The sequence below is a fragment of the Nocardiopsis sp. NPDC058631 genome (assembly GCF_042716955.1).
In the GTDB taxonomy this organism is placed as follows: domain Bacteria; phylum Actinomycetota; class Actinomycetes; order Streptosporangiales; family Streptosporangiaceae; genus Nocardiopsis.
Map to the genome: position 1 here is coordinate 1 of NZ_JBHXQY010000048.1, position 20,546 is coordinate 20,546.

The window sequence follows — 20,546 nt, forward strand, 5'->3', positions numbered from 1 at the left end:
GGACAAGTCCCGGTGGCCCCCGCCTCTGTGCGCGCCTCCTGCCGCGGGCCTTCCGCCACCGGCTCTCCCACCACCTGACTCCTCATGCGGCCCTGTCAGCGCCGGCGGAGGGTTCCGATGCCCAGGAGCAGAGTCATGACCCGATGCGACGGAGACCGTGCAGTGCGTCGGTCCATGCCTCGATACAGCGCACGAGGGCGTCACGGTCGGTCGGCGCCACCGCCCTCTTCTGCTCGCGCACGTCGATGACGCGCTCCAGCCAGCAATGCCTCTCGTACTCGTCGGAGGCCTCGTCGTGCAGGACGACGTAGTGCGCGGCGAGCTCAGTGCTCACCGCGACGAATTCCTCCTGTAGTAGAGCGAGGTCGGCACGGTGGCGGTGACTCACGGTGCTGGTGTCCCATCGTGTCGGCGAGGCCCGGCGGCAGCGGCCGGCTTCGCTCCACGCGGTCGCGATCGGTGCGGGAGCGGAAGCACGGCAGAACACTCGCATCCTACCCTTACGTAAGAGTAGAAATACGGTTCGGCTCACCGCGGGAACCCTGACGTGTCTGCGGCGGGACTGCTGGAGAGCCGTGGCGACCGTTCGGGGATTCGACGTGAGCGCGTCGGCAGGCGCCGGGGTCCGAGTCCACCCGCACAACGAGCAGGAGGGACCGATGAGTGCCCGGTCCCAGGAACTCATCCGGTGGGCGACGCCGACGGGAGGGCTCACTCTCCGGCCCCGGCACGACCTCCGCGGAGCGGGCTCCGGTCCAGCCGATGAACCCTTCGCCGTGCGGGCGCCGGTACGGCCGCACTGAGCGGAATTGACGGCGGCACGGCGGAGTGGTGACATTTGGGCATGCTGATGTCAGCCGACGGCCACACCACCGACGAACCCGGGCCGAGCACCGGAGGCGACCCCGCGGGGGTGGCGGTGAAGCTGTTCGGGGATCCTCTGCGCGCCCGGATCGTGCACCTGCTCTCCACCGAGCAGATGTGCACGTGCCACCTGGTCGAGGAGACCGGCGCCCGGCAGTCCACCATCAGCCATCACCTGCGCGTCCTGCGTGAGGCGGGGCTGGTCTCCGCCGAGGCCCGTGGCAGGTTCACCTACTACGGTCTGCGGCCCGAGACCCTGGCCGCGCTCGCCGCGGACGTCACCGCGCTGGCGGTTCGGGCAGAACGGGCACGCACACTCCGGCGCCCCTGCGACTGAGCAGTGCTGGGCGGTGGGCGGGGTCCGCACCGCCACCCACCCCTCCCGGGCGGGTCCGGCACACACCGCGAGCTTCGGTGCAGCCCTCCTCGCGAAGGCGGTAGCCGGCTCAGGGGGCGGGGCAATCGGAGCCGTCCGCGCAGGGAACCGTGCCGGGCCCGGTCTCTCCCTCCGGACGCCGCCTCTCCAGCAGGACGGTGTCGCGCCAGATGCCGTGGTGGCGGGCGATGCGTTCGCGTATGCCGACCGTGCGGAAACCCGACTGGTGGTGCAGGGCCAGGCCGGCGCGGTTCTCGGGGAAGATCGAGGCCTGCAGGGTCCACAGCCCGGCGGTATCGGCCTCGGTGACCTGCCGGTACAGCAGTGCCTTGCCCACACCTCGACCGCGGGCGTCCTCGGCGACGTAGACCGACGTCTCGACCGCCCCGGAGTAGGCCTCGCGCGCGGAGATGGGCGATGCGGCGGCCCAGCCCACCACGCGGCCGTCGTCCTCCGCGACCCAGCGGTGCCCCGGGATCCACGGGCTCTTCAGGGCTTCCGTCCCGGGCACCTCGGTCTCGAAGGTGGCGTGGCCGGTCGCGATGCCCTGGGCGTAGATGTCCCGGACCGCCTCCAGGTCCGCGTCGGCCATGGCGCGGGTGGTGATGCCGGCGGGCAGGTCGGTGGGGCAGCAGGGCCGGGCGTTCAACATGCCCATCACGGCGTCGGCGGCGTGGGGCAGGCCGGTGCAGCAGTCGGGGTTGACCGCCACCCGGGTGGAGGTGCCGACCCTGGTGAGGGTCACGAAACCGACGTCGGCGAGCTTGCGCAGGTGGTGGGAGACCGTGGGCTGGCGGACGTCCACCATCTCGGCGAGCTGTCCCACGCTGACCGAGCCGGGGGTGGTGGCGATGGCGTGGAGCAGCTGGACGCGCATGGGCTCGGCCAGGCAGGCGAACCAGGCGGCGTAGGTCTCGGCCTCGGGCTGGGCCAGGGCGGGTGCGGTGTGCTCGGGTTGCGTCACGGTCATGCCTCACATTATCGACGACGATCTATGGTTGCGTCCATCGGTGAGCATCGATAGAGTTCCATTTCATAGACACCAATCGATGAAAGAGGTGTGTCATGGCAGAAGAGCGTCCCGTCGTGGTGATCGGAGCCGGACCCGCAGGGCTGGCAGCGGCAGCGGAACTGGTCGCACGCGACCTTCCGGTCCTGGTCCTGGAAAAGGGCGACCGGGCCGGAGCGGCCGTGTCCGAGTGGGGGCACGTGCGCCTGTTCTCGATGTGGCGCGACCTGGTCGACCCCGCGGCCGAGAAGCTGCTCGCCGCCACCGGCTGGCCGCGCCCGGACGACGGCGGATACCCGACCGGCCGCGAGTGGGTCGACTCCTACCTCGCCCCCCTCGCCGAGGTCCTCGGCGACCGCGTCCGCTTCGGCGCCGAGGTGACCGGGGTGAGCCGCCTGGGCCGGGACCGGGTCGTGGACGCCGAGCGCGGCGACCAGCCCTTCACCGTGCGCTTTCGCACCCGGGACGGCGAGGACCGGCTCCTGGCCCGCGCGGTCGTGGACGCCTCGGGCACATGGAACTCGCCCAACCCGGTGGGTGGTGACGGACTGCCCGCCCTGGGCGAAACAGCTGCGGCCGCACACCTGACCTACCGGATTCCCGACCTGGGCGATGAGAGCGCTCGCAGCCGCTACGCCGGACGGACCACCGCCGTGGTCGGGCGCGGGCACTCGGCGCTGACCGCGCTGGTGGCCCTGGCCTCACTGGCCCAGGAGAGCCCGGGGACGAAGGCGGTGTGGGTGCTGCGGCGCGGGGAGATCGGCGACGCCTTCGGCGGCGGGGCCGCCGACCAGCTCGCCGCGCGAGGCGCCCTGGGCCAGCGGGCCCGTGCGGCCGTCGAGGCGGGGCACATCGCGGTGGTGACCGGGTTCCGCACCACCGAACTGCGACCGGTGGACGGCCGCCTGGTCCTGGTGGACGAGGGCGGCAGGCACCTGGAGCCGGTGGACGAGGTCGTGTCCCTGACCGGTTTCCGACCCGACCTGTCCTCGCTGTCCGAGGTCCGCCTCGGCCTGGACACCACCCTGCAGGCGCCGGTGGAGCTGGCACCGCTCATCGACCCCAACCAGCACTCGTGCGGCACCGTCTACCCGCACGGCGCAGCCGAGCTCTCCCACCCGGAGGAGGGGTTCTTCCTCGCGGGGATGAAGTCCTACGGGCGCGCCCCGACCTTCCTGGCCCTGACCGGCTACGAGCAGGTCCGCAGCATCGCCGCCCACCTGGCCGGCGACCACGAATCCGCAGCCCGCGTGGAGTTGGTCCTGCCGGAGACAGGGGTGTGCGGCGGCGCCGGCCTGTTCGAGGACCCCACCGCCACCAAGTCCGACGCGGGCGACTGCTGCGGCACCGCCCCCGAGTCCGTGGAGGAGCCCACCGCGGAGCAGGGCGGCTGCTGCGGCGGCCCCGCCGCCTCCGAACGGCCGGTGATCTCCCTCGGTGAGAGCCCCACCGTGCCGGAGACGGCTCCGTCCGCCGGGAGCGGTTGCTGCGGCGACCCGGCACAGCAGGCCGAACCGGCCCGGGTTTCGTGACACCTGCGCCCGACAGGGTCTCCGGCGCGCCCGCTCCCACCGCGGTCGGTGCGCGCCGGGGCCTGTGGGCCCTGTGCGTCACCGTCACCACCGGCTACGGGGTGCTGTTCTACGCCTTCCCCGTGCTGGCTCCGAGCATCACCGCCGACACCGGGTGGTCCTTGGCATCGGTGACCGCGCTGTTCTCCGCCTCCCAGGTCGTGGCGGGGCTGGCGGGCATACCGGTGGGACGGTGGGTGCAGGCCCGGGGCCCGCGTCCGGCGATGACGGCGGCGGCCGTGGTCGCGGCCCCTGCTGTGGCGGCCATCGCCCTGGCCCCGAACCTGTGGGCCTTCGCCGCCACCTGGCTGGTGGCGGGAGCGGCGATGGCCGGGCTGTTCTACCCTCCGGCCTTCGCCGCCCTGACCCACTGGCACGGGAAGGGGAGGGTGCGGGCTCTGACCACCCTGACCCTGGTCGCCGGGCTGGCCAGCACCGTCTTCGCTCCCCTGACCGCGGCTCTGGAGGGGATGTGGGGGTGGAGGGGCGCCTATCTGGTGCTCGCGGTCGTGCTGCTGGTCGTGGTGGTGCCCCTGCACGCCTTCGCCCTACCGCGGGGGTGGACCCGCGACGACGTGAGGCGCCCGGCCGACCCTGGCCGGGAGGCGCGTGCCGTGATGCGCAGCCGGGCGTTCCTGGCCTTGACAGCGGCCCTGGCCCTGGGGTCCTTCACCGTCTACGCGGTCGTGGTCAACATCGTCCCCCTGCTGGAGGAGCGGGGCTTCGGTACGACGGAGGCGGCCTGGGCCCTGGGCGTGGGCGGCGTGGGGCAGGTGATCGGCCGCCTGGCCTACGCGCCCGTGGAACGGCGGACCGGCCCGGTGACCCGCGCCGCGGTCGTACTGGCCGCCTGCTCGGCGACCACCCTCCTCCTGGCGCTGGTCCCGGGGCACCTGGGGCTGGTCCTGGCCATCGCGGTCCTGGCGGGCGCGGCACGGGGCATCCTCACCCTCCTGCAGGCCACCGCCGTGTCCGACCGGTGGGGGACGGGGCACTACGCGGTCCTCAACGCCGTCATGCACACCCCCCTCATGCTGGCCATCGCGCTGGCGCCCTGGGCGGGCGCCGCGCTGGCCGGTCCGCTGGGCGGGTACCCGGCGGCGTTCGTCGCGCTGGGAGCCCTGGCCGCTCTCGGTGCGCTGACCGCCCTGGCCACCCGCGCCAGGAGCGAACGGGCCACCTCCACCGCCCTTTCCTGACCATCCCCCCGGGACGCTCCCCCGCGCGGCGCTCCACCTCCCCCAAACGAAGGGATCCCCCTCATGGAGGACGTCCACCTCGCCGTCATCGGAGCCGGTCAGGCGGGCCTGGCCACGGCCTGGGCCGCCAACCGCCGAGGCGTGCGGCCCCTCGTCCTGGAGGCCGCCGACCGACCGGGCGGCTCGTGGCCGCACTACTACGACAGCCTCGCCCTGTTCTCCCCCGCACGCTTCTCCTCCCTGCCCGGGCACGCGATGCCCGGTGACCCCGAGCGCTACCCGGGACGGGACGAGGTGGTGGACTATCTGCGTGACTACGCCGCACGCCTCGACGCCGACCTGCGCTGCGGCAAGCGGGTGGTGCGCGTCGATCGCGACGGGGACGTGTTCGTGCTCGCCACCGCCGACGGCTCCCGGGTGCGGGCCGCGGCGGTGGTCGCCGCCACCGGAGGTTTCGCCCGGCCCCACCGTCCCGCGCTGCCGGGGTTGGAGGGCTTCACCGGGACCGTGCTGCACGCGGCGGAGTACCGCTCCCCCGAGCCCTTCGCCGGTCAGCGCGTCGTGGTGGTCGGGGGCGGCAACTCCGGGGTCCAGATCGCGGCTGAACTGGCCCGGGTGGCCAGGGTCAGCCTGGCCACCCGGGCTCCGGTGGCCTGGGCGAACCAGCGCCCCCTGGGCCGGGACGTCCACTGGTGGCTCGTGCGCAGCGGGCTGGACGCCGCCCCCGTGCGCCGGGTCTGGGAGAGGGGCCCGGTGCTGGTCAACGACGACGGCCGGTACCGTGGCGCGTTCGCCTCGGGCAACCCCGACCGGCGGGAGCTGTTCACCCGGTTGGAGGGCGGGAAGGCGGTGTGGGACGACGGCACGGTGGAGGAGGTGGACACCGTCCTGCTGGCCACCGGCTACCGGCCCGCTCTGGACTACCTCTCCCCCACGGGGGCGCTGGACTCCCATGGGCGCCCACCGCACCGCGGTGGAATATCCGCCGCGGTCCCCGGGCTGGGATACGTGGGACTGGAGTTCCAGCGCAGCTTCTCCTCGGCCACCCTGCGCGGGGTCGGCCGGGACGCCCGTCACGTCGTGCGGCGGCTTCTCGCCGGAGCGCGCCGATGACGCGGGCGTCCGAGTCCGTCCGACGGACACACGCGCCGGAGGCCGTCCGAACCGGATCACCCGCCTTGGAAGGACGAGGATCATGCAGCAGGTAGAGGCCACCGTGTCAGGGACGAGCAGTTCGGAGGAGCAGGCGGTCTCCCTGCGCCACCTCAGCGCGGCCAGGCGCCGGGCGCTGCGTACCCTGTGCGATGACGGTCCGGCCTCGGCCGAGGACATCGCCGACATGTGGCGGGCCCGGACTCCGCTCACGGCCCGGGCCCACCTCATCGCCCGGCTGCTATGGGTCCTGGAGTCCCTGGACTACGCGGAGCCCACCGGGGCACCGGGGGTCTACCGTGCCACCGCGCTCGGGGCGCGCGCCCTCCAGTGGCACTGAATCCGCGCCCCCTCACCGCCTGGCGGCAGGTACCCCGCCTTCGAGGTCCCGGGTGATCTGTGCGACGGTCGCCTTGGCCGTACGCGCCGCGCCGATGAGGGTGGCCGAGGTCGGCCCCGTCCAGTCCCCGTAGCCCAGGAGGTGCAGGCGGGGTTCGGCCACCACCCGTGTGCCCTCCACCTCGACCCGGCCCCACCGGTCCCCTGTCACCAGGGGTGCGAGGTGGTCCAGGACCGGCCGGAATCCCGTGCACCACAGGATCACGTCGCAGTCCTGGGTGGAGCCGTCGGCCCAGGCCACACCGGTGCGGGTGAGGTGGTCGAACATCGGCTCGGCCTTGAGGGCCCCGCGTTCGCGGGCCTCGCGCACACTCGGCACGACCACGATGTCGCCCAGGTCGCCGATGCTGCTGGGTTCCGGTCCTCCTTGCGCGGCTGCCTTCTGGGCACCGGTGGCGATGGCGAAGAGGGCCCGCCCGTCGATGTCGTCGGGCAGGAACCGGGGCGGTCGCGGGGTGGCCCAGGTGGTCCGCGCGACCGAGGACAGCTCGGCGAGGATCTGGGCGGCGGAGTTGCCCCCGCCCACGACCACCACGCGCCGCCCGGCGAACTCGTCGGGGCGGCGGTACTCCACTGTGTGCAGTTGTTCGCCCTCGAAGACGTCCCGGCCCGGGATGTCGGGGGTGTAGGGGGCGCGCCAGGTTCCGGTGGCACTGATCACCCGCCGGGCCAGCCAGGTGTCCCCGCCGGTCACCAGCCGCAGCCGGTCATCGGCCCGCTCGACCCGCCGTACCCGGACCGGGCGGTGGACCGGCAGGTCGTAGCGGCGTTCGTACTCTCCCAGGTACCACGACACATGGGAGGCCGAGGGATACTCCTGCCCCTCCTCCTCGGGCATCCACCAGCCCGGAAGCATGCTGTGCGCCGCCGGGGAGAACAGGCGCAACGAGTCCCAGTACTGGGGCCAGGCCCCTCCCGGACGGTCGTGGTCGTCCAGGATGACGAAGTCGGCCTTGGCACGGCGGAGGAAGTACCCGGCGGCGAGTCCGGCCTGACCGCCGCCGATGACGGCGACGTCGACGAGGTGTTGTTCGGTGTGCATTCCCGCTCCTTCGGGGGTGGTCGGTGCTCCGGCGGCCGTCGCCCGGCAAGGCGCCGTGCGCGGAGGGGCGGGGCCCGCGCGGAACCGCCGGCACCGGGCCCCGCCCCCTGACGCGCCTCCTAGCGCAGGCTGGGGGCGAAGCGCTTGCGCCAGGCCAGGGACACGTAGACCAGGGCGATGAGCACCGGCACCTCGATCAGCGGGCCGACGACCCCGGCCAGGGCCTGGCCGGAGGTGACACCGAAGGTGGCGATCGCGACGGCGATGGCCAGCTCGAAGTTGTTGCCCGCCGCGGTGAAGGCCAGCGTGGTGGTCCGGTCGTAGTTCATACCGATCGCCTTGCCGAAGGCGAAGCTGCCGAACCACAGGATGACGAAGTAGGCCAGCAGGGGCACGGCGATGCGCACCACGTCCAGCGGCCGGCTGGTGATCGTCCCGCCCTGGAGGGCGAAGAGCAGCACGATGGTGAAGAGCAGGCCGTACAGCGCCCACGGGCCGATCCGGGGCAGGAAGGCCGACTCGTAGCGCTCGCGTCCCATACGCCTCTCGCCGAGGAGGCGGGTGAGGAACCCCGCGACCAGGGGGATGCCGAGGAAGACCACCACGTTGAGGGCGATGGTCCAGGCGGAGACGTCGAGACCGCCGGTGTCCAGGCCCAGCCAGCCGGGCAGCAGGTCGAGGTAGAACCAGCCCAGCAGGCCGAAGACGAGCACCTGGAAGACCGAGTTGAGCGCGACCAGGACCGCTGCGGCCTCGCGGTCGCCGCAGGCCAGGTCGTTCCAGATGATGACCATCGCGATGCAGCGCGCCAGGCCGACGATGATCAGCCCGGTGCGGTACTCGGGAAGGTCGGCCAGGAAGATCCAGGCCAGGGCGAACATCACCGCGGGGCCGACGAGCCAGTTGATCACCAGGGAGGAGACCAGCAGGCGGGTGTCGCGGGTGACGGTGTCCAGCCGGTCGTAGCGGACCTTGGCCAGCACCGGGTACATCATGATCAGCAGGCCGAGCGCGATCGGCAGGGAGATCCCGCCGACCTCCATCGCGGCCAGGAGTTCGTTGAGCCCGGGGATCAACCGCCCCAGGCCCAGACCGATGACCATGGCGAGCAGGATCCAGACCGCCAGGAACCGGTCCAGGAACGAGAGCTTGGCGACGACGGACCCACCCGGGTCCGTCGTCGTCCTGTCGGTCGAGGTCATCAGCAGGGCCTCCTGTTGCGGTCGGCGCCGGTGGCGCGGGCGGTGGCGGCCAGGTCCGCCAGGTGCGACGCCACGGTTTCGAGGGACTCCGGACGCAGTCGGTAGTAGGTGAACCGGCCGCAGGGCTCGGTCTCGACCACCCCCGCCTCGCGCAGTATCCGCAGGTGGTTGGACAGGTTGGTCTGCCGCGCCCCGGTCTCCTCCATCAGGTGCGTCGTACACAGGGTCTCGTGGGCGAGGAGGGACACGATCCGCAACCGCAGCGGGTCGGCCAACACCTTCATCACATCAGCTTCTACTGATATCAGCATATTCTGATACTATCGCATCAACCAAGGCTGATGAGTTGTCGAACAGTCCCGCCCCTCACAGAGGAATCCGGAGCATGACCACACCCGACCCCCAGCCGCTCCCGAACCAGCACGCCACCGTGGGAGCCGCACGCCTGGCCGCCCGCCACGAGGGGCGCTTCTCCGTCGAGACCGTGCAGGCCCTCATTCTCGACTCACACCGGCTTCTGGCGGCCACCGCCCGGATCACCGGCCACCTGAACATACTGGCCGAACGCCTGGCGGCCGAACGCCTGGACGCCCTCGCCTCCGTTCAGCAGGCACCCGGCCCCCGGCCCCCACGGGTACTGTTCGTGTGCACGCAGAACTCCGGGCGCTCACAGCTCGCCGCCGCCCTGCTGGCCCATCGAGCCACGGGACCGGTCACCATCTCCTCCGCCGGCACCGCACCCGTGGCAGACGTGGAGCCGGAACTGGCCCGCGTCCTCCAGGAGGTGGGTGCGGACCTCGGACCCGCCTTTCCCAAACCGCTGACCCAGGAGGTCGTGGAGGCAGCCGACGTCGTGGTCACCCTGGGCTGCGGGGACGCGTGCCCGGTGGTCCCCGGTCGCCGCTACCTCGACTGGCCGACGGACGACCCCCACGGCGCCTCCGTGGCGGACCTTCGCCGCATCCGCGACGCCATCGACACCCACGTCAGCGACCTCGTGGCCTCCCTGGCCTCACCCTCCACCACCGAAACGAAGTAGGGGCAGTGACCATGACCGACTCCGCCAAGCCGTCCGTGTTGTTCGTGTGCGTGCACAACGCCGGGCGCTCCCAGATGGCCGCCGCCTGGCTGCACCACCTGTCCCAGGGCCGGATCGAGGTGCGCTCCGCCGGATCCGCGCCCGCCGACACCCTCAACCCCGCCGTGGTCGAGGCCATGGCCGAGGTCGGCATCGACATCACCGACCAGCACCCCAAGCTCCTCACCGTCGACGCCGTCGAGGCCTCCGACGTGTGCGTCACCATGGGCTGCGGCGACACCTGCCCGATCTTTCCCGGCAAGCGCTACCTCGACTGGGAACTGCCCGATCCCGCCGGGCAGGGCGTCGAGTCCGTGCGCCCCATCCGCGACGAGATCAGGAAGCGGGTCGAGGAACTGATCGAGGAGACCGCCCCCCACCAGGGCGCCTGACGGCGCGGGCCCCGCCCGTGCCGGGTTCCGGTGCCGCGTCGGCGTGCGCACGAACGTCCGTGCGCACCCGGGACCCGGAGCCCTCGCGATCGGCACCGGCTCCGGACGGGGCCCACCTCTGCCGTGACGCCCGGGGAGCCCACCCGGTCTCAGGTGAACAGAGACCACAGGAAGCCCGCCAGCGACGCCGCGAAGGCCGCGGACGCGCAGAGGATCGTCATGCGTTGCGCGTCCCTGAACACGGGAGCGGGTCGAGTGGAGATGAACAACCCCTCCTCCTCGTCGGCACAGACCACGACCCCGCCGGTTCTCCGCGCAACGGTCCCGTGCACCAGTAGCCGGGTCCCCGGGGCAATGGCCCACTCCCGCAGTGTGCACCCGCTGTCCGTGGCCACACGTTCGGCGGGTGACCCCGCACCGATCGGTTCCCCCTCCTCCGGTTCGAAGGATTCGTGGGTGAGGGGAAGCCTGTCCCCCGAGGCGTCGTCCGGTTCGCACAGCACCGCCCCGGTTCGGTCCCGCAGGGTGAACGGCGTGCGGCTCTGCCTCGTGTACAGCAGGGTGTGGTGGATCCGTTCGTGGTAGGTGTCGGGGTTCGGGCGGCGGTCCCACACCTCGATCCGGTACCAGACACAGGCAGCCCCCGAGTACGGTGCGGTCAGAAGTCCGTCGGGGCCCGCTTCGGCGTTGCCGTCGACCACGACCTCCGTGCCGGCCTCGGGCAGGTCCCGCAACGGCGGGTCCTGCGCCTGCTCCAGCGTGCGCAGCCGGGTGTGGGCCCGGTGGGCGAGGCGGAGCAGCAGCCCGGTGGCCACCGTGGCCATGAGCGTGAGCACCTGCAAGGCGGTTCGCGCCTCGCCCACCAGCATGTCATCCATGAATTCACCTCCCTCCCGCCCCCGGCGGCACGGTTCAGTCCTGTCCCCGGGGCGGCACCTGGTCGGTCTCGGCGAGGTCGTCCCGCCGGGTGTCCGTGGCGATGGGGGTGTCTGCCAGGTATCCGGCGCGGGCAAGGGCGTTGCCGCCCACTGCCGCGGTGGCCAGCTGCACGATCAGGGCCAGGCCGATCTTGAGGGCGTTCTCCACGGTGGGGAACCACAGCAGCAGCCCGAGCAGCAGCAGTGCCGTTCCCAGGCCGGCCGAGACGGAGATCCCGTGCAGGCGGGCGTAGAAGTCACGCAGGCGCACCAGGCCCCAGGCTCCGACCGCGAAGACGGACGCACCCGCGAGGACGCAGAGAACGGCGAGTCCTTCGAGGAGGGTCATCGTTTGCCTCCGGAGACGAGTCGGGCCAGGGACAGGGCGGCGAGGAACCCGACCAGGGTGCACACCAGGACGACGTCGACGACCACGGCCGAGCCCAGCCGCAGGCCCAGGACGATGACGATGCCGACGAAACCGAAGAAGACGATGTCGGATCCGGCCCCCCGGTCGGCCTGGTCGGGACCAATGAGGATCCGGTAGACGGCGGCCACCATGGCGACTCCGAGGAACAGCAGGGCGATGTCGAGCGGGTTCAACGGTGCTCCTCTCCCGCAGCGGTGCGCGGGTGCGTGCTCCGGGGACGGGTAATGGCCAACAGGTAGTCCTCCATCTGGCGGATGTCGTCGTGGAAGGCCTGCTCATCGGCGGTGTACAGGCCGTGGACCCACAGGGTGGGCGGGTCCAGGCGCGTGGCCACGGTCACCGTGCCAGGAGTCAGGGAGACCATGTTGGCGATGGCCGTGACCTCCATGTCGGTGCGGCAGCGCAGCGGCACCCGGAGGAACGCGGGCGTCGCCGAACTGCCGGGAGTGAGGATGTCCCTGGCGACCTGAAGCGAGGAGGCCACCACCCGGGCGCCGTAGAAGAAGGGGAACCACGCGATGCGCGCGGCCCTGCGCAGCAAGTCGTTCATCGACTCGTCACCGCCTCGACGTAGGTGGAGGTGTCCAGCAGGTGGGCGGCGGCCTGCGCGCTCAGGTCGAGCAGGACCTGGCCTCCCAGGCCGAGGCCGAGGGTCACGGCGGTCAGTGCCACGGCCGGCAGGACCAGTCCGGTCCGGATCCGGACGGGGGCCCGGGTGGCGATGGCGGTGTCGCCTCCGGCAGGCTCTTGCGGATCGGGTTCGGGCGGTCGGCCCCAGAACACCGAGCCCCAGATCTTGAGCATCGACATCAGCGTGATGAGGCTGACCGCGATGGCGACCACGGCGACGGTCCACTGACCGGCCTCGAAGGCCGCCGCGACCAGGGTCAGCTTGGCGACGAACCCGGAGAAGGGCGGCAGCCCGGCCAGAGACAGGGCCGCACCCAGGAAGGCCAGCGCCAGCAGGGGTTCTCTGCGCACCAGGCCGCGCAACCGTTCCAGGTCACCGGTGCCGTGGACGTGCTCGATCGCGCCAGTGGACAGGAACAGGGAGGCCTTGACCACCATGTGGTGGACGAGGTAGAAGATCCCGGCCATGAGTCCGAGTTCGGTGAACAGGGCGACACCGAGCAGGATGTACCCGATCTGGCTGACCATGTGGAACACCAGGATCGAGCGGGTGGTGCTCTCGCCGACCGCTCCCAGCACGCCGATGGCCATGGTCGCGGTGAACACGACCAGGCCGATCCACAGCAGTGAGGCGTCGCCGTCGAAGACGAGGGCGTACAGGCGGTAGACGACGTAGATGGCGACCTTGGTGTGCAGCCCGGAGAACAGGGCGGTCACGGCAGGGGAGGGCGCGGTGTAGGTACGCACCAGCCATCCGTGCACGGGGACGACCGCTGCCTTGATCATCATCGCCACCAGGACCAGCCCCGTCGCGACCGCGATCACGGGTGACTCCTGGGCGGCGCCGGCGAGTTCGCCCAGCTGCACGGTTCCGGCGGTGCCGTACACCAGGGCGACACCGGCGAGGAAGAGAGTGGAGGTGAGCAGGTTGGCGGTGACGTAGGTGCGCCCGCCCCGCAGGCCGTGCAGGGTTCCGGCGATGGCCATCAGCCCGTACGAGGGCAGCAGCATCACCTCGACGAAGACGAACAGGTTGAACAGGTCGGCGGTGAGCAGCGCCCCGTACACACCGGCCGACAGCACCAGGACCAGCGAGGCGAAGAAACGGCGTTCGGCCTCCCCGGTGGCGATCGCGAAGGCCGAGCACACCAGGACGAGCAGGGCGGTGGTGGTCACCATCAGGGCGCTGAAGGTGTCGGCCACGAACGGGATGGCCACTCCCGCCGGCCACAGGCCCACCTGGTGGGCGTACACCTGTCCGTCCCGGGTGGCCCAGAGCAGGGACAGCCCGGCGGTGAGCGCCCCTGCGCTGGTGCCCAGGAAGAGGATGCGGGAGACAGGGCCGGTGGTCAGGACGGTCAGCAGGGCAGCACTGAGCAGGGGCACCGCGACCAGGAGCGGGAGGAGCACGGTGTTCATGAGGCGTCCTCGGTGTCGTCGCCCTTGCCTGTGGCGGCGAGGGTGAGCATGTAGATGGTGATGGAGAAGGCGATGACGATGGCGGTCAGGACGAACGCCTGCGGCAGCGGGTCGGCCAGGAGGCCCCCGGTCCCCTGCGCCAGGAGGGGCTCGCCCCGCCGGAAGACCCCGCCCGCCGACATCAACAGGAGGTTGACGCCGTGGCTGAGCAGGACGAATCCCAGGACGATGCGGACCATGCCGCGCTGCAGGATGAGGTAGACGGCTCCGGCGGTCAGGATGCCGATGGTGATGGCCAGGGTCATCGGGTTCCTCCGGTGGCCAAGCCGTGCGGGACGGGATCGGCTGTGTGGTCGGGGTCGGTCCCGGGGCGCGGCAGACCCAGCTGGTTGAGCGCGGTCAGCATCACGCCGACCACGGCCAGGTAGACGCCGACGTCGAAGACGAGCGCGGTGGTGAAGTGGTAGTAGCCGCCCCACGGCAGCGGAATGTCCGCGTGCAGTGGCCTGAGGAAGGAACCGTCGGCGAAGCCGAGAAGCCCGGTGACCACGGCGATGACGACACCCGCGGCGATGAAGGCCGGGTAGGCCAGGCGGATCCGCGCCACGGAGGCGCTGGGCGCCACCAGGTAGGCCAGGGCGAAGGCCGAGCCGCCGACCAGACCGCCGATGAACCCGCCTCCGGGAGCGTTGTGGCCGCGCAGGAGCAGGTAGAACGACCAGACCACGAGAAGCGGGATCAGGACGCGGGCGACGGTGCGCATGATGACGGTGTTGGAGTCGGCGTCCCAGACCGGGCTGGTGCGGGCCACCGCCGGAGGGGTCCCGCTGGTGGCGGTGAGTCCCGCGGAGTGCAGGACGGCGATGATGATGAGACCGGCCACGCCCAGGACGGTCAGTTCGCCCAGGGTGTCCAGGGCCCGGTAGTCGACCAGGATGGTGTTGACGACGTTGGTGCCGCCGGTGTCGGCGGGGGCGTTCTCCAGGAGGTGGGCACTCACCGCCGAAGGCTCCCTGCGTCCGGTGAGCAGGTAGGCGCCCAACCCCGCCGCCGTACCGAACGCGATGGCGATCACCGCGGTGAGGACGGTGCGCGATGGACGGGCCCGGTGGAACCGGGCGGGCAGTCGGCGCAGGACCAGCACGGCCACGACCACGGTCAGGACCTCCACCAGCAGCTGGGTCAGGGCCACGTCGACGGCGCCCAGGAAGAGGAACCAGACCGCGACGGCGAACCCCGCGACACCGATCAGGGCCAGTGCCGCCAGCCGGGACCGGGTCACCACGGCGGTGAGCACCGAGACCGCCACGAGGGCGACCACCAGCCAGTCCAGGGGCTGGGAGGTGTCGCCCATCGGTGTCCCGTAGTCCAGGCCCAGGGCGGCCACCGCGCCGGCGAACACGATGATCAGGACGAAGGGGACAACCAGGTGGCGGGTCGGTGCATCGCTGCGGGTCGGATCCCCGGTGCGCACACCGACGGCGATCACCCCGGCGTGGATGCTCTCGAAGACCGCCGTGCCCCGCACGGGGACCCTCCAGCGGGACGCCGCGGGACCCCACGCGAAGGAGCCCCGGACCAGGAGTGCGCCGATGAGCAGAGCGGCGGCCGACATCGCCAGGGCCGGGTTGAACCCGTGCCACAGCGCCAGGTGGGCCTGGGCCTGTTCACGGGTGGCATCGGTTGCGGCGCGTTCGACCATCGGATTCATCAGCGGCACCACCAGCCCCAGGGCCAGACCGGCCAGGGCGGTGACGGCCGGAGCGGCCAGGAAGAGGGCACCCGCTTCCCGTGGCTGTTGCGAACCCGGGTGGCGCACCTGGGGGCCACCGAAGGTTCCGTACACGAACCGGAAGGCGTAGGCGACGGTCAGCGCTGCGGCCAGGACCGCGGCGGCAGCGGCGGGCGGGCCGATCCAGGAGGGGGTGGGCGTGTGCAGCAGGGCCTCGAAGACGTTCTCCTTGCTGACGAACCCCAGCAGCGGTGGCACCCCTGCCATGGAAAGCGCTGCCAGCGCACTCACCGTCGCCGTCACCGGCATGGCCCGTGCCAGTCCGCCGAGCCTGCGCAGGTCCCGGGTACCGGTCTGGTGGTCGATGACGCCGACCGCCATGAACAGCGTCGCCTTGAACAGGGCGTGGGCCACGGTGTGCACGGCGGCGGCGATGAGCGCCTGGGGGGTTCCCACACCGATGACGGCGATGAGGAATCCCAGCTGGCTGACCGTGGAGTAGGCGGTCAGCTCCTTCAGGTCGTGGCTGCGCAGGGCGAGGAGCGCTCCGATGAGTGCGGTGACCAGGCCCGTGACGAGCATGGTGGTGCCCCACACAGCCGTGTCGGCGAAGGCAGGGGAGAACCGCATCGCCAGGTAGACACCGGCCTTGACCATGGCCGCGGCGTGCAGGTAGGCGCTCACCGGGGTGCTGGCGGCCATCGCATCGGGGAGCCAGTAGTGGAAGGGGAACTGGGCCGACTTGGTGAACACCGCGACGATCACCAGTACCGCGACCGCGGTGGTGAACCCGGTGTCCTGGGTCCAGGAGAGGTCGCCCAGGATGGTGCTGAGCCGGGTGGTCCCGGTGCGCACCCACAGCAGCACGACCGCGGCCAGGAGCGCCAGCCCTCCCAGAGCGGTGAGCAGGAAGGTGCGCAGCGCCGGGCGCGAGGCGGCCGGGCCGGACAGCCCGATCAGGTAGAAGGAGCAGATCGTGGTCAGCTCCCAGAAGACGAACAGCAGGACGAGGTCGTCCGCCAGTACCAGGCCTGTCATCGCCAACGCGAAGGCGCTCATCAGCACGTAGAACCCCGTACGGCGCCCGGGCGGGAAGTAGCGGGCGGAGTAGGCCATGACGAGCGCGCCCACACCCAGGACCAGGACGCAGAACAGCCAGGCCAGGCCGTCCATGCGCAGGTCCAGTCCGATGCCCAGTGTCGGCATCCAGGGCACGGACGCCTCCAGCGCCGGGGCCCCGTCCCAGAGGCCGGGGCCCCAGGTCAGGACCGAGGCGGTGAGCAGGGCGAGCACCGCGGCCAGAGGCCAACCGGTGGCGCGCCCCAGCAGGCGGTCGAGCACGGGAACGCACAAGACGGTCACGGTGAGTACAGCAAGGAGGAGGAGCAGCGGCACGCCGCGTCCTTTCGCGATTCCTCGCCGGTTCCCCGGGCATGCGGGCGCACGCCGAGGGAGGCCGTGCCAACGGGCACGTCCACCGGCGATCAGGGAACGAGGATGTGGTGGGGCACTTCAGGAGTGCCGCGCACACGACCGTGACGGGAAGGACCCGTCGACTCCACTACCGCGGACTGGAGCCCGGGCACGCCGAAGCGTCCCGTGCGGCAGGAAGGTCGTGCGAAAAGGAGAAGAGCCCTCGGCAGAGGGACGGGTCAGCTGCGTCCGGGCGGGCAGGCGCTGAGCTCACCGTGGGCGCTGGTACCCCACGAGGTGGAGTAGCCGTTGGTGCCCAGGGGCCGGGGGTTGCGCACCAGAATCCTGTGGCGCTCCGTGAAACGCAGTCGACCGGCGGCGAGAAGAGAGAGTCGCGCGCGGGACGGCGGCTGTCGGCGGGAATCGGGTGAACGGTGGTTCACCGGAAGTGAGGTGGCGAAGGGAAGCGGCGACATCATGACCGACTCCCTTCCGTTCCTCGCACAACCGACAACGACACCAACCCTACCACCTGCCACTTCCTGGGACGAGGGGGGTACCCGAGGACACATTCGCACTCCTCGGTCACACCTGGAGACAGGGTCCGCAGCATCCGCCGCCGGACGCGGGCCCCGCGGAAGTCCTGTCAGGTGGTGAGCAGGTGGGGGGCGAGCAGGACCGTCCCGGCCACTCCGGCGGCCACCGTCAGCACCACTCCGGCGAAGCCCCTGCGCAGCGGCTTCGCGGGGATCAACCTGGCGAGGCGTCCGGCCAGGAGGGAAGCGGCCACGGCTGCGGCGGCGAATACCGCGATGACGGCGTGGTCGAGGTCGGCCGCGGCTCCGGCATGAGCGGCCAGACCCGAGACGGCGTTGACGGCGACGATGGCGAGGGAGGTGGCGACGGCCTCAGTGGTGGTCAGGCCCAGCAGCAGGACGAGGGCGGGAACGATGACGAATCCACCGCCGACACCGAACAACCCGGTGAGGAACCCGACGGCCGCGCCAACAGTGAGCGCCTTGGGCAGGCAGCTGCGCCAGTTGATCCCGCCCGCTCCGGTGCGGCACGCACCGTCCTGCTCCGTCTGGCCGCGGAGCATGCGTACGGCGACGACGAGCATGAGTGCGGCGAAGCCCAGCATGAGCCAGCGTTCGGACAGGAGCCGGCCGATCGCGGCTCCCGCGAAGGCGGTGGGAAGACCCGCGATGCCGAAGACCAGGGCGACCGGCCAGCGAACCACGCGTTGGCGCAGGCGCGGGACCAGCCCGGCCAGGGCGGAGGCACCGACCACGACGAGGGAGGCGGGAACGGCCTCCTGCAGGCCCATGCCCATACCGAAGACCAGTGCCGGCACGGCGAGGATGGATCCTCCCGCTCCGAGCAGACCGAGCAGCAGCCCGATGAGCAGCCCGAACAGTAGCGCCATGGTCATGGTGTGAGCTCCCTCGATTCGCATCTGCGTCGCCGGCCGGGCGCACGGGTCCCACCACGGAGGGCGACGGTCCGGCGGAGGCTCCCTTGTACACCCCGGGGGGTATGCGACCAACAAATATGAGCGCGGCAAGAATCACTTGCCGCGCGTTCCGGTCAGGCCAAGGCGAGGAAGAGCTTCTCCAACTCCTGCTCCGTCATCGGCGGCTCCTCTCCCCGCTCACGCGCGGCCTGGCAGTGCCGCATTCCGCTGGCCACGATCTTGAAGCCCGCCCGGTCGAGCGCCCGGGAGACCGCGGCGAGTTGGGTGAGCACCGCGGCGCAGTCCTCGCCCTCCTCGATCATCGAGATCACGCCGGTCAACTGACCCTGCGCGCGGCGCAGTCGGGTGAGGGCATCGCCGACCATCTCCGGAGAGACATCCATGTTCCACCGCCTTTCACCGCTTCCAACGTACCCCCCCTGGTATATGTTCCCCGCCCGGGACCGGGGCTCCGTCCGCGCCACACCCCTTACCGGGGTGCCGGTCGACCCTGTTCGACCTGGCCGCAGACCGAGGGCGCGGTCGGTTCGCGGTCGTGCTCGCGCCGGGAATAGGTACACCCCGGGGTATGTTGTGGCGAAACAGAGTGATGACGAGCGGGAGCGCAGGCCCCGAGCCAGAGGGGCGCGGTGGACCGGCCTCTGCGGGAGCAGGTCCGACCGGGTTGCGAAGGCCCACCGGCCACACAGCCGGGGAAGGCTTCCCGAAACTCGTCCGACCCGCCCGCAGGACTCTCCACCGTGCCTCCGGGGGCGAAGGGTCTCCGAAGGCAAAGGTGGGAACCGATTTCGGGATACCCCCGGGGGCATACAGGTCAACCTGATACCCCCCGGGGTTTCATAGACAAGGAGTGAACCGTGATCTTCACCCAGTACTACCTGGACTGCCTCTCCCAGGCGTCCTACCTGGTCGCTGACGAAGGCACCGGCAAGGCCGTGGTCATCGACCCGCGTATCGACGTCGACGAGTACCTCGACGAGGTGCGCGACCGTGGCCTCACCGTCGAGGGGGTCATCAACACCCACCTGCACGCCGACTTCATCTCCGGGCACTTCGAGATCGCCGAGCGCACCGGAGCCTGGATCGGCTACGGCGAGACGGCCGAAACCGAGTTCCCCGTCCGCCGCCTGGCCGAGGGGGAACGCATCAGTCTGGGCGAGGTCACCCTGGAGATCATGCACACCCCCGGCCACACACCTGAGTCCATCAGTGTGCTGGTCTACGAGAAGCCCGACCACACGGTCCCCTACGGTGTCCTGACCGGTGACGCGCTGTTCATCGGTGACGTGGGACGACCCGACCTGGCCGCCTCCTTCGGGCACACTCCGGACAAGCTCGCCCCGATGCTCTACGACTCGGTGCACAACAAGCTCATGGCGCTGCCCGACGCCACCCGCCTCTTCCCGGGCCACGGCGCGGGGTCGGCCTGCGGCAAGAACATCTCGACCGACACGCAGTCCACCATCGGTGACCAGCGCCGCTCCAACTACGCGTGCCGGCCGATGAGCAGGAAGGCCTTCGTCGAACTGGTCCGCGAGGGACAGGAGGCCATCCCGAACTACTTCCCCTACGACGCGGCCCGCAACAGGCAACAGCGCGACCCCGTCGACATCGACGCCCTGGTCCGGCCGCTGGAACTGGACGCGTTCATGGCCCTGCGCGCCGGGGGCGCGGTGGTGGTCGATGCCAGGGACCAGCAGTCCTTCAGCGCCGGACACCTGCGCGGCGCCCTCAACATCGGCACCGAGGGCCGCTTCGCCGAGACCGCGGGGATGATGGTCGAACCCGGGAGTTCGATCCTGGTCGTCACCGACCAGGGCCGGGAGCGCGAGACGGTCACCCGTCTGGTGCGGGTGGGGCTGGACGACATCGCCGGTTTCCTGCCCAGGCCCGAAACGGCCATGGCCCAGGTCCCCGGAGAGACCGCGCAGGCCCCGCGCGTCAGCGTCGGCGAACTGGACAGCGCGCTGCGGGACGGGCGGGCGGCGCCGGTCGTGGTGGACGTGCGGGGCGGTGCCGAGCGCGAGGGCGGCTTCATCGAGGGCTCGGTGCACATTCCGCTGGCCAACCTTCCCGAGCGGATGGACGAACTGGACGCCGACCGCCCCGTGGTCGTGCACTGCGCCGGCGGCTACCGCTCCAGCGTCGCGGCGAGCTACCTTCGTTCCCGCGGCTTCCAGGACGTGGCCGACCTGGTCGGTGGCTTCAACGCCTACCGGCTCGCCTCCTCCTGACCCTCGAACGCCC

Annotated in this window: 22 protein-coding genes; 8 read left to right on the forward strand and 14 right to left on the reverse strand. The window is 71.4% G+C overall.

What is annotated here, in order from left to right:
• Nucleotides 1-133: 133 nt before the first annotated feature.
• Complete coding sequence (locus ACFWTE_RS17035; RefSeq protein WP_378780402.1) at nt 134-334, reverse strand: hypothetical protein; 201 nt, start codon at nt 332-334, stop codon at nt 134-136.
• Between the two features lie 510 nt (nt 335-844).
• Between ACFWTE_RS17035 and ACFWTE_RS17040 the strand changes: the two genes are divergently transcribed.
• Entirely contained in the window at nt 845-1,201 is a 357-nt protein-coding gene (locus ACFWTE_RS17040) for an ArsR/SmtB family transcription factor (RefSeq protein WP_378780403.1), read from the forward strand.
• Between the two features lie 109 nt (nt 1,202-1,310).
• Here ACFWTE_RS17040 and ACFWTE_RS17045 read toward each other — a convergent pair whose 3' ends face one another.
• Nucleotides 1,311-2,210 (reverse strand): helix-turn-helix domain-containing GNAT family N-acetyltransferase, encoded by a 900-nt coding sequence (locus ACFWTE_RS17045; protein ID WP_378780404.1) that lies wholly within the window; start codon nt 2,208-2,210, stop codon nt 1,311-1,313.
• A gap of 95 nt (nt 2,211-2,305) precedes the next feature.
• Here ACFWTE_RS17045 and ACFWTE_RS17050 point away from each other — a divergent pair, with 95 nt between their 5' ends.
• The 4 genes from ACFWTE_RS17050 (at nt 2,306) to ACFWTE_RS17065 (ending at nt 6,511) form a co-directional block, all read left to right on the forward strand.
• On the forward strand, nt 2,306-3,781 hold the full coding sequence (locus tag ACFWTE_RS17050) for an NAD(P)-binding domain-containing protein (RefSeq protein WP_378780405.1): 1,476 nt from the start codon (nt 2,306-2,308) through the stop codon (nt 3,779-3,781).
• A complete protein-coding gene (locus ACFWTE_RS17055; protein WP_378780406.1) occupies nt 3,778-5,019 on the forward strand; it encodes an MFS transporter in 1,242 nt (413 codons plus the stop codon). Before ACFWTE_RS17050 ends, ACFWTE_RS17055 begins: the two co-directional genes overlap by 4 nt.
• A gap of 63 nt (nt 5,020-5,082) precedes the next feature.
• Entirely contained in the window at nt 5,083-6,132 is a 1,050-nt protein-coding gene (locus ACFWTE_RS17060; protein WP_378780407.1) for a flavin-containing monooxygenase, read from the forward strand.
• Between the two features lie 82 nt (nt 6,133-6,214).
• Nucleotides 6,215-6,511, forward strand: a complete 297-nt coding sequence (locus tag ACFWTE_RS17065) for a hypothetical protein (RefSeq protein ID WP_378780408.1) — start codon at nt 6,215-6,217, stop codon at nt 6,509-6,511.
• A gap of 12 nt (nt 6,512-6,523) precedes the next feature.
• Here ACFWTE_RS17065 and ACFWTE_RS17070 read toward each other — a convergent pair whose 3' ends face one another.
• The 3 genes from ACFWTE_RS17070 to ACFWTE_RS17080 all read right to left on the reverse strand — a co-directional run bounded on the left by ACFWTE_RS17070 (nt 6,524) and on the right by ACFWTE_RS17080 (nt 9,098).
• A complete protein-coding gene (locus tag ACFWTE_RS17070) occupies nt 6,524-7,612 on the reverse strand; it encodes an ArsO family NAD(P)H-dependent flavin-containing monooxygenase (RefSeq protein WP_378780409.1) in 1,089 nt (362 codons plus the stop codon).
• A gap of 119 nt (nt 7,613-7,731) precedes the next feature.
• Nucleotides 7,732-8,814 (reverse strand): ACR3 family arsenite efflux transporter, encoded by a 1,083-nt coding sequence (gene arsB / locus ACFWTE_RS17075; protein ID WP_378780411.1) that lies wholly within the window; start codon nt 8,812-8,814, stop codon nt 7,732-7,734.
• Nucleotides 8,814-9,098: an ArsR/SmtB family transcription factor gene (locus tag ACFWTE_RS17080; RefSeq protein ID WP_378780459.1), complete on the reverse strand. Its 285-nt coding sequence runs from the start codon at nt 9,096-9,098 to the stop codon at nt 8,814-8,816. The genes arsB and ACFWTE_RS17080 overlap by 1 nt, the downstream gene beginning before the upstream one ends.
• Before the next feature lie 101 nt (nt 9,099-9,199).
• Between ACFWTE_RS17080 and ACFWTE_RS17085 the strand changes: the two genes are divergently transcribed.
• A complete protein-coding gene (locus ACFWTE_RS17085; protein ID WP_378780412.1) occupies nt 9,200-9,853 on the forward strand; it encodes a low molecular weight phosphatase family protein in 654 nt (217 codons plus the stop codon).
• 11 nt (nt 9,854-9,864) lie between these two features.
• Nucleotides 9,865-10,284, forward strand: coding sequence for an arsenate reductase ArsC (locus ACFWTE_RS17090; RefSeq protein ID WP_378780413.1), 420 nt, complete (start codon nt 9,865-9,867; stop codon nt 10,282-10,284).
• 149 nt (nt 10,285-10,433) lie between these two features.
• On the opposite strand, the gene ACFWTE_RS17095 is transcribed toward ACFWTE_RS17090, so the two are convergent.
• The 9 genes from ACFWTE_RS17095 to ACFWTE_RS17135 all read right to left on the reverse strand — a co-directional run bounded on the left by ACFWTE_RS17095 (nt 10,434) and on the right by ACFWTE_RS17135 (nt 18,682).
• Nucleotides 10,434-11,162 (reverse strand): GIDE domain-containing protein, encoded by a 729-nt coding sequence (locus ACFWTE_RS17095; protein ID WP_378780415.1) that lies wholly within the window; start codon nt 11,160-11,162, stop codon nt 10,434-10,436.
• Nucleotides 11,163-11,196: 34 nt separating this feature from the next.
• Nucleotides 11,197-11,550, reverse strand: coding sequence for a cation:proton antiporter (locus tag ACFWTE_RS17100; RefSeq protein ID WP_378780417.1), 354 nt, complete (start codon nt 11,548-11,550; stop codon nt 11,197-11,199).
• Nucleotides 11,547-11,804: a monovalent cation/H+ antiporter complex subunit F gene (locus ACFWTE_RS17105; protein ID WP_378780418.1), complete on the reverse strand. Its 258-nt coding sequence runs from the start codon at nt 11,802-11,804 to the stop codon at nt 11,547-11,549. The genes ACFWTE_RS17100 and ACFWTE_RS17105 overlap by 4 nt, the downstream gene beginning before the upstream one ends.
• On the reverse strand, nt 11,801-12,181 hold the full coding sequence (locus ACFWTE_RS17110; protein WP_378780420.1) for a Na+/H+ antiporter subunit E: 381 nt from the start codon (nt 12,179-12,181) through the stop codon (nt 11,801-11,803). The genes ACFWTE_RS17105 and ACFWTE_RS17110 overlap by 4 nt, the downstream gene beginning before the upstream one ends.
• Nucleotides 12,178-13,680, reverse strand: a complete 1,503-nt coding sequence (locus ACFWTE_RS17115; protein ID WP_378780421.1) for a monovalent cation/H+ antiporter subunit D family protein — start codon at nt 13,678-13,680, stop codon at nt 12,178-12,180. The genes ACFWTE_RS17110 and ACFWTE_RS17115 overlap by 4 nt, the downstream gene beginning before the upstream one ends.
• Nucleotides 13,677-13,985, reverse strand: coding sequence for a sodium:proton antiporter (locus ACFWTE_RS17120; protein ID WP_378780422.1), 309 nt, complete (start codon nt 13,983-13,985; stop codon nt 13,677-13,679). Before ACFWTE_RS17120 ends, ACFWTE_RS17115 begins: the two co-directional genes overlap by 4 nt.
• Nucleotides 13,982-16,807: a DUF4040 family protein gene (locus ACFWTE_RS17125; RefSeq protein WP_378780423.1), complete on the reverse strand. Its 2,826-nt coding sequence runs from the start codon at nt 16,805-16,807 to the stop codon at nt 13,982-13,984. Before ACFWTE_RS17125 ends, ACFWTE_RS17120 begins: the two co-directional genes overlap by 4 nt.
• A gap of 664 nt (nt 16,808-17,471) precedes the next feature.
• Nucleotides 17,472-18,257 carry a sulfite exporter TauE/SafE family protein gene (locus tag ACFWTE_RS17130; RefSeq protein ID WP_378780424.1) on the reverse strand — a complete coding sequence of 262 codons (786 nt, stop codon included), beginning with the start codon at nt 18,255-18,257 and terminating at the stop codon, nt 17,472-17,474.
• Nucleotides 18,258-18,412: 155 nt separating this feature from the next.
• Nucleotides 18,413-18,682, reverse strand: a complete 270-nt coding sequence (locus tag ACFWTE_RS17135) for a metal-sensitive transcriptional regulator (RefSeq protein ID WP_378780425.1) — start codon at nt 18,680-18,682, stop codon at nt 18,413-18,415.
• 474 nt (nt 18,683-19,156) lie between these two features.
• On the opposite strand from ACFWTE_RS17135, the gene ACFWTE_RS17140 reads away from it, so the two are divergent.
• Nucleotides 19,157-20,533, forward strand: coding sequence for a rhodanese-like domain-containing protein (locus ACFWTE_RS17140; protein WP_378780426.1), 1,377 nt, complete (start codon nt 19,157-19,159; stop codon nt 20,531-20,533).
• Nucleotides 20,534-20,546: the final 13 nt, after the last annotated feature.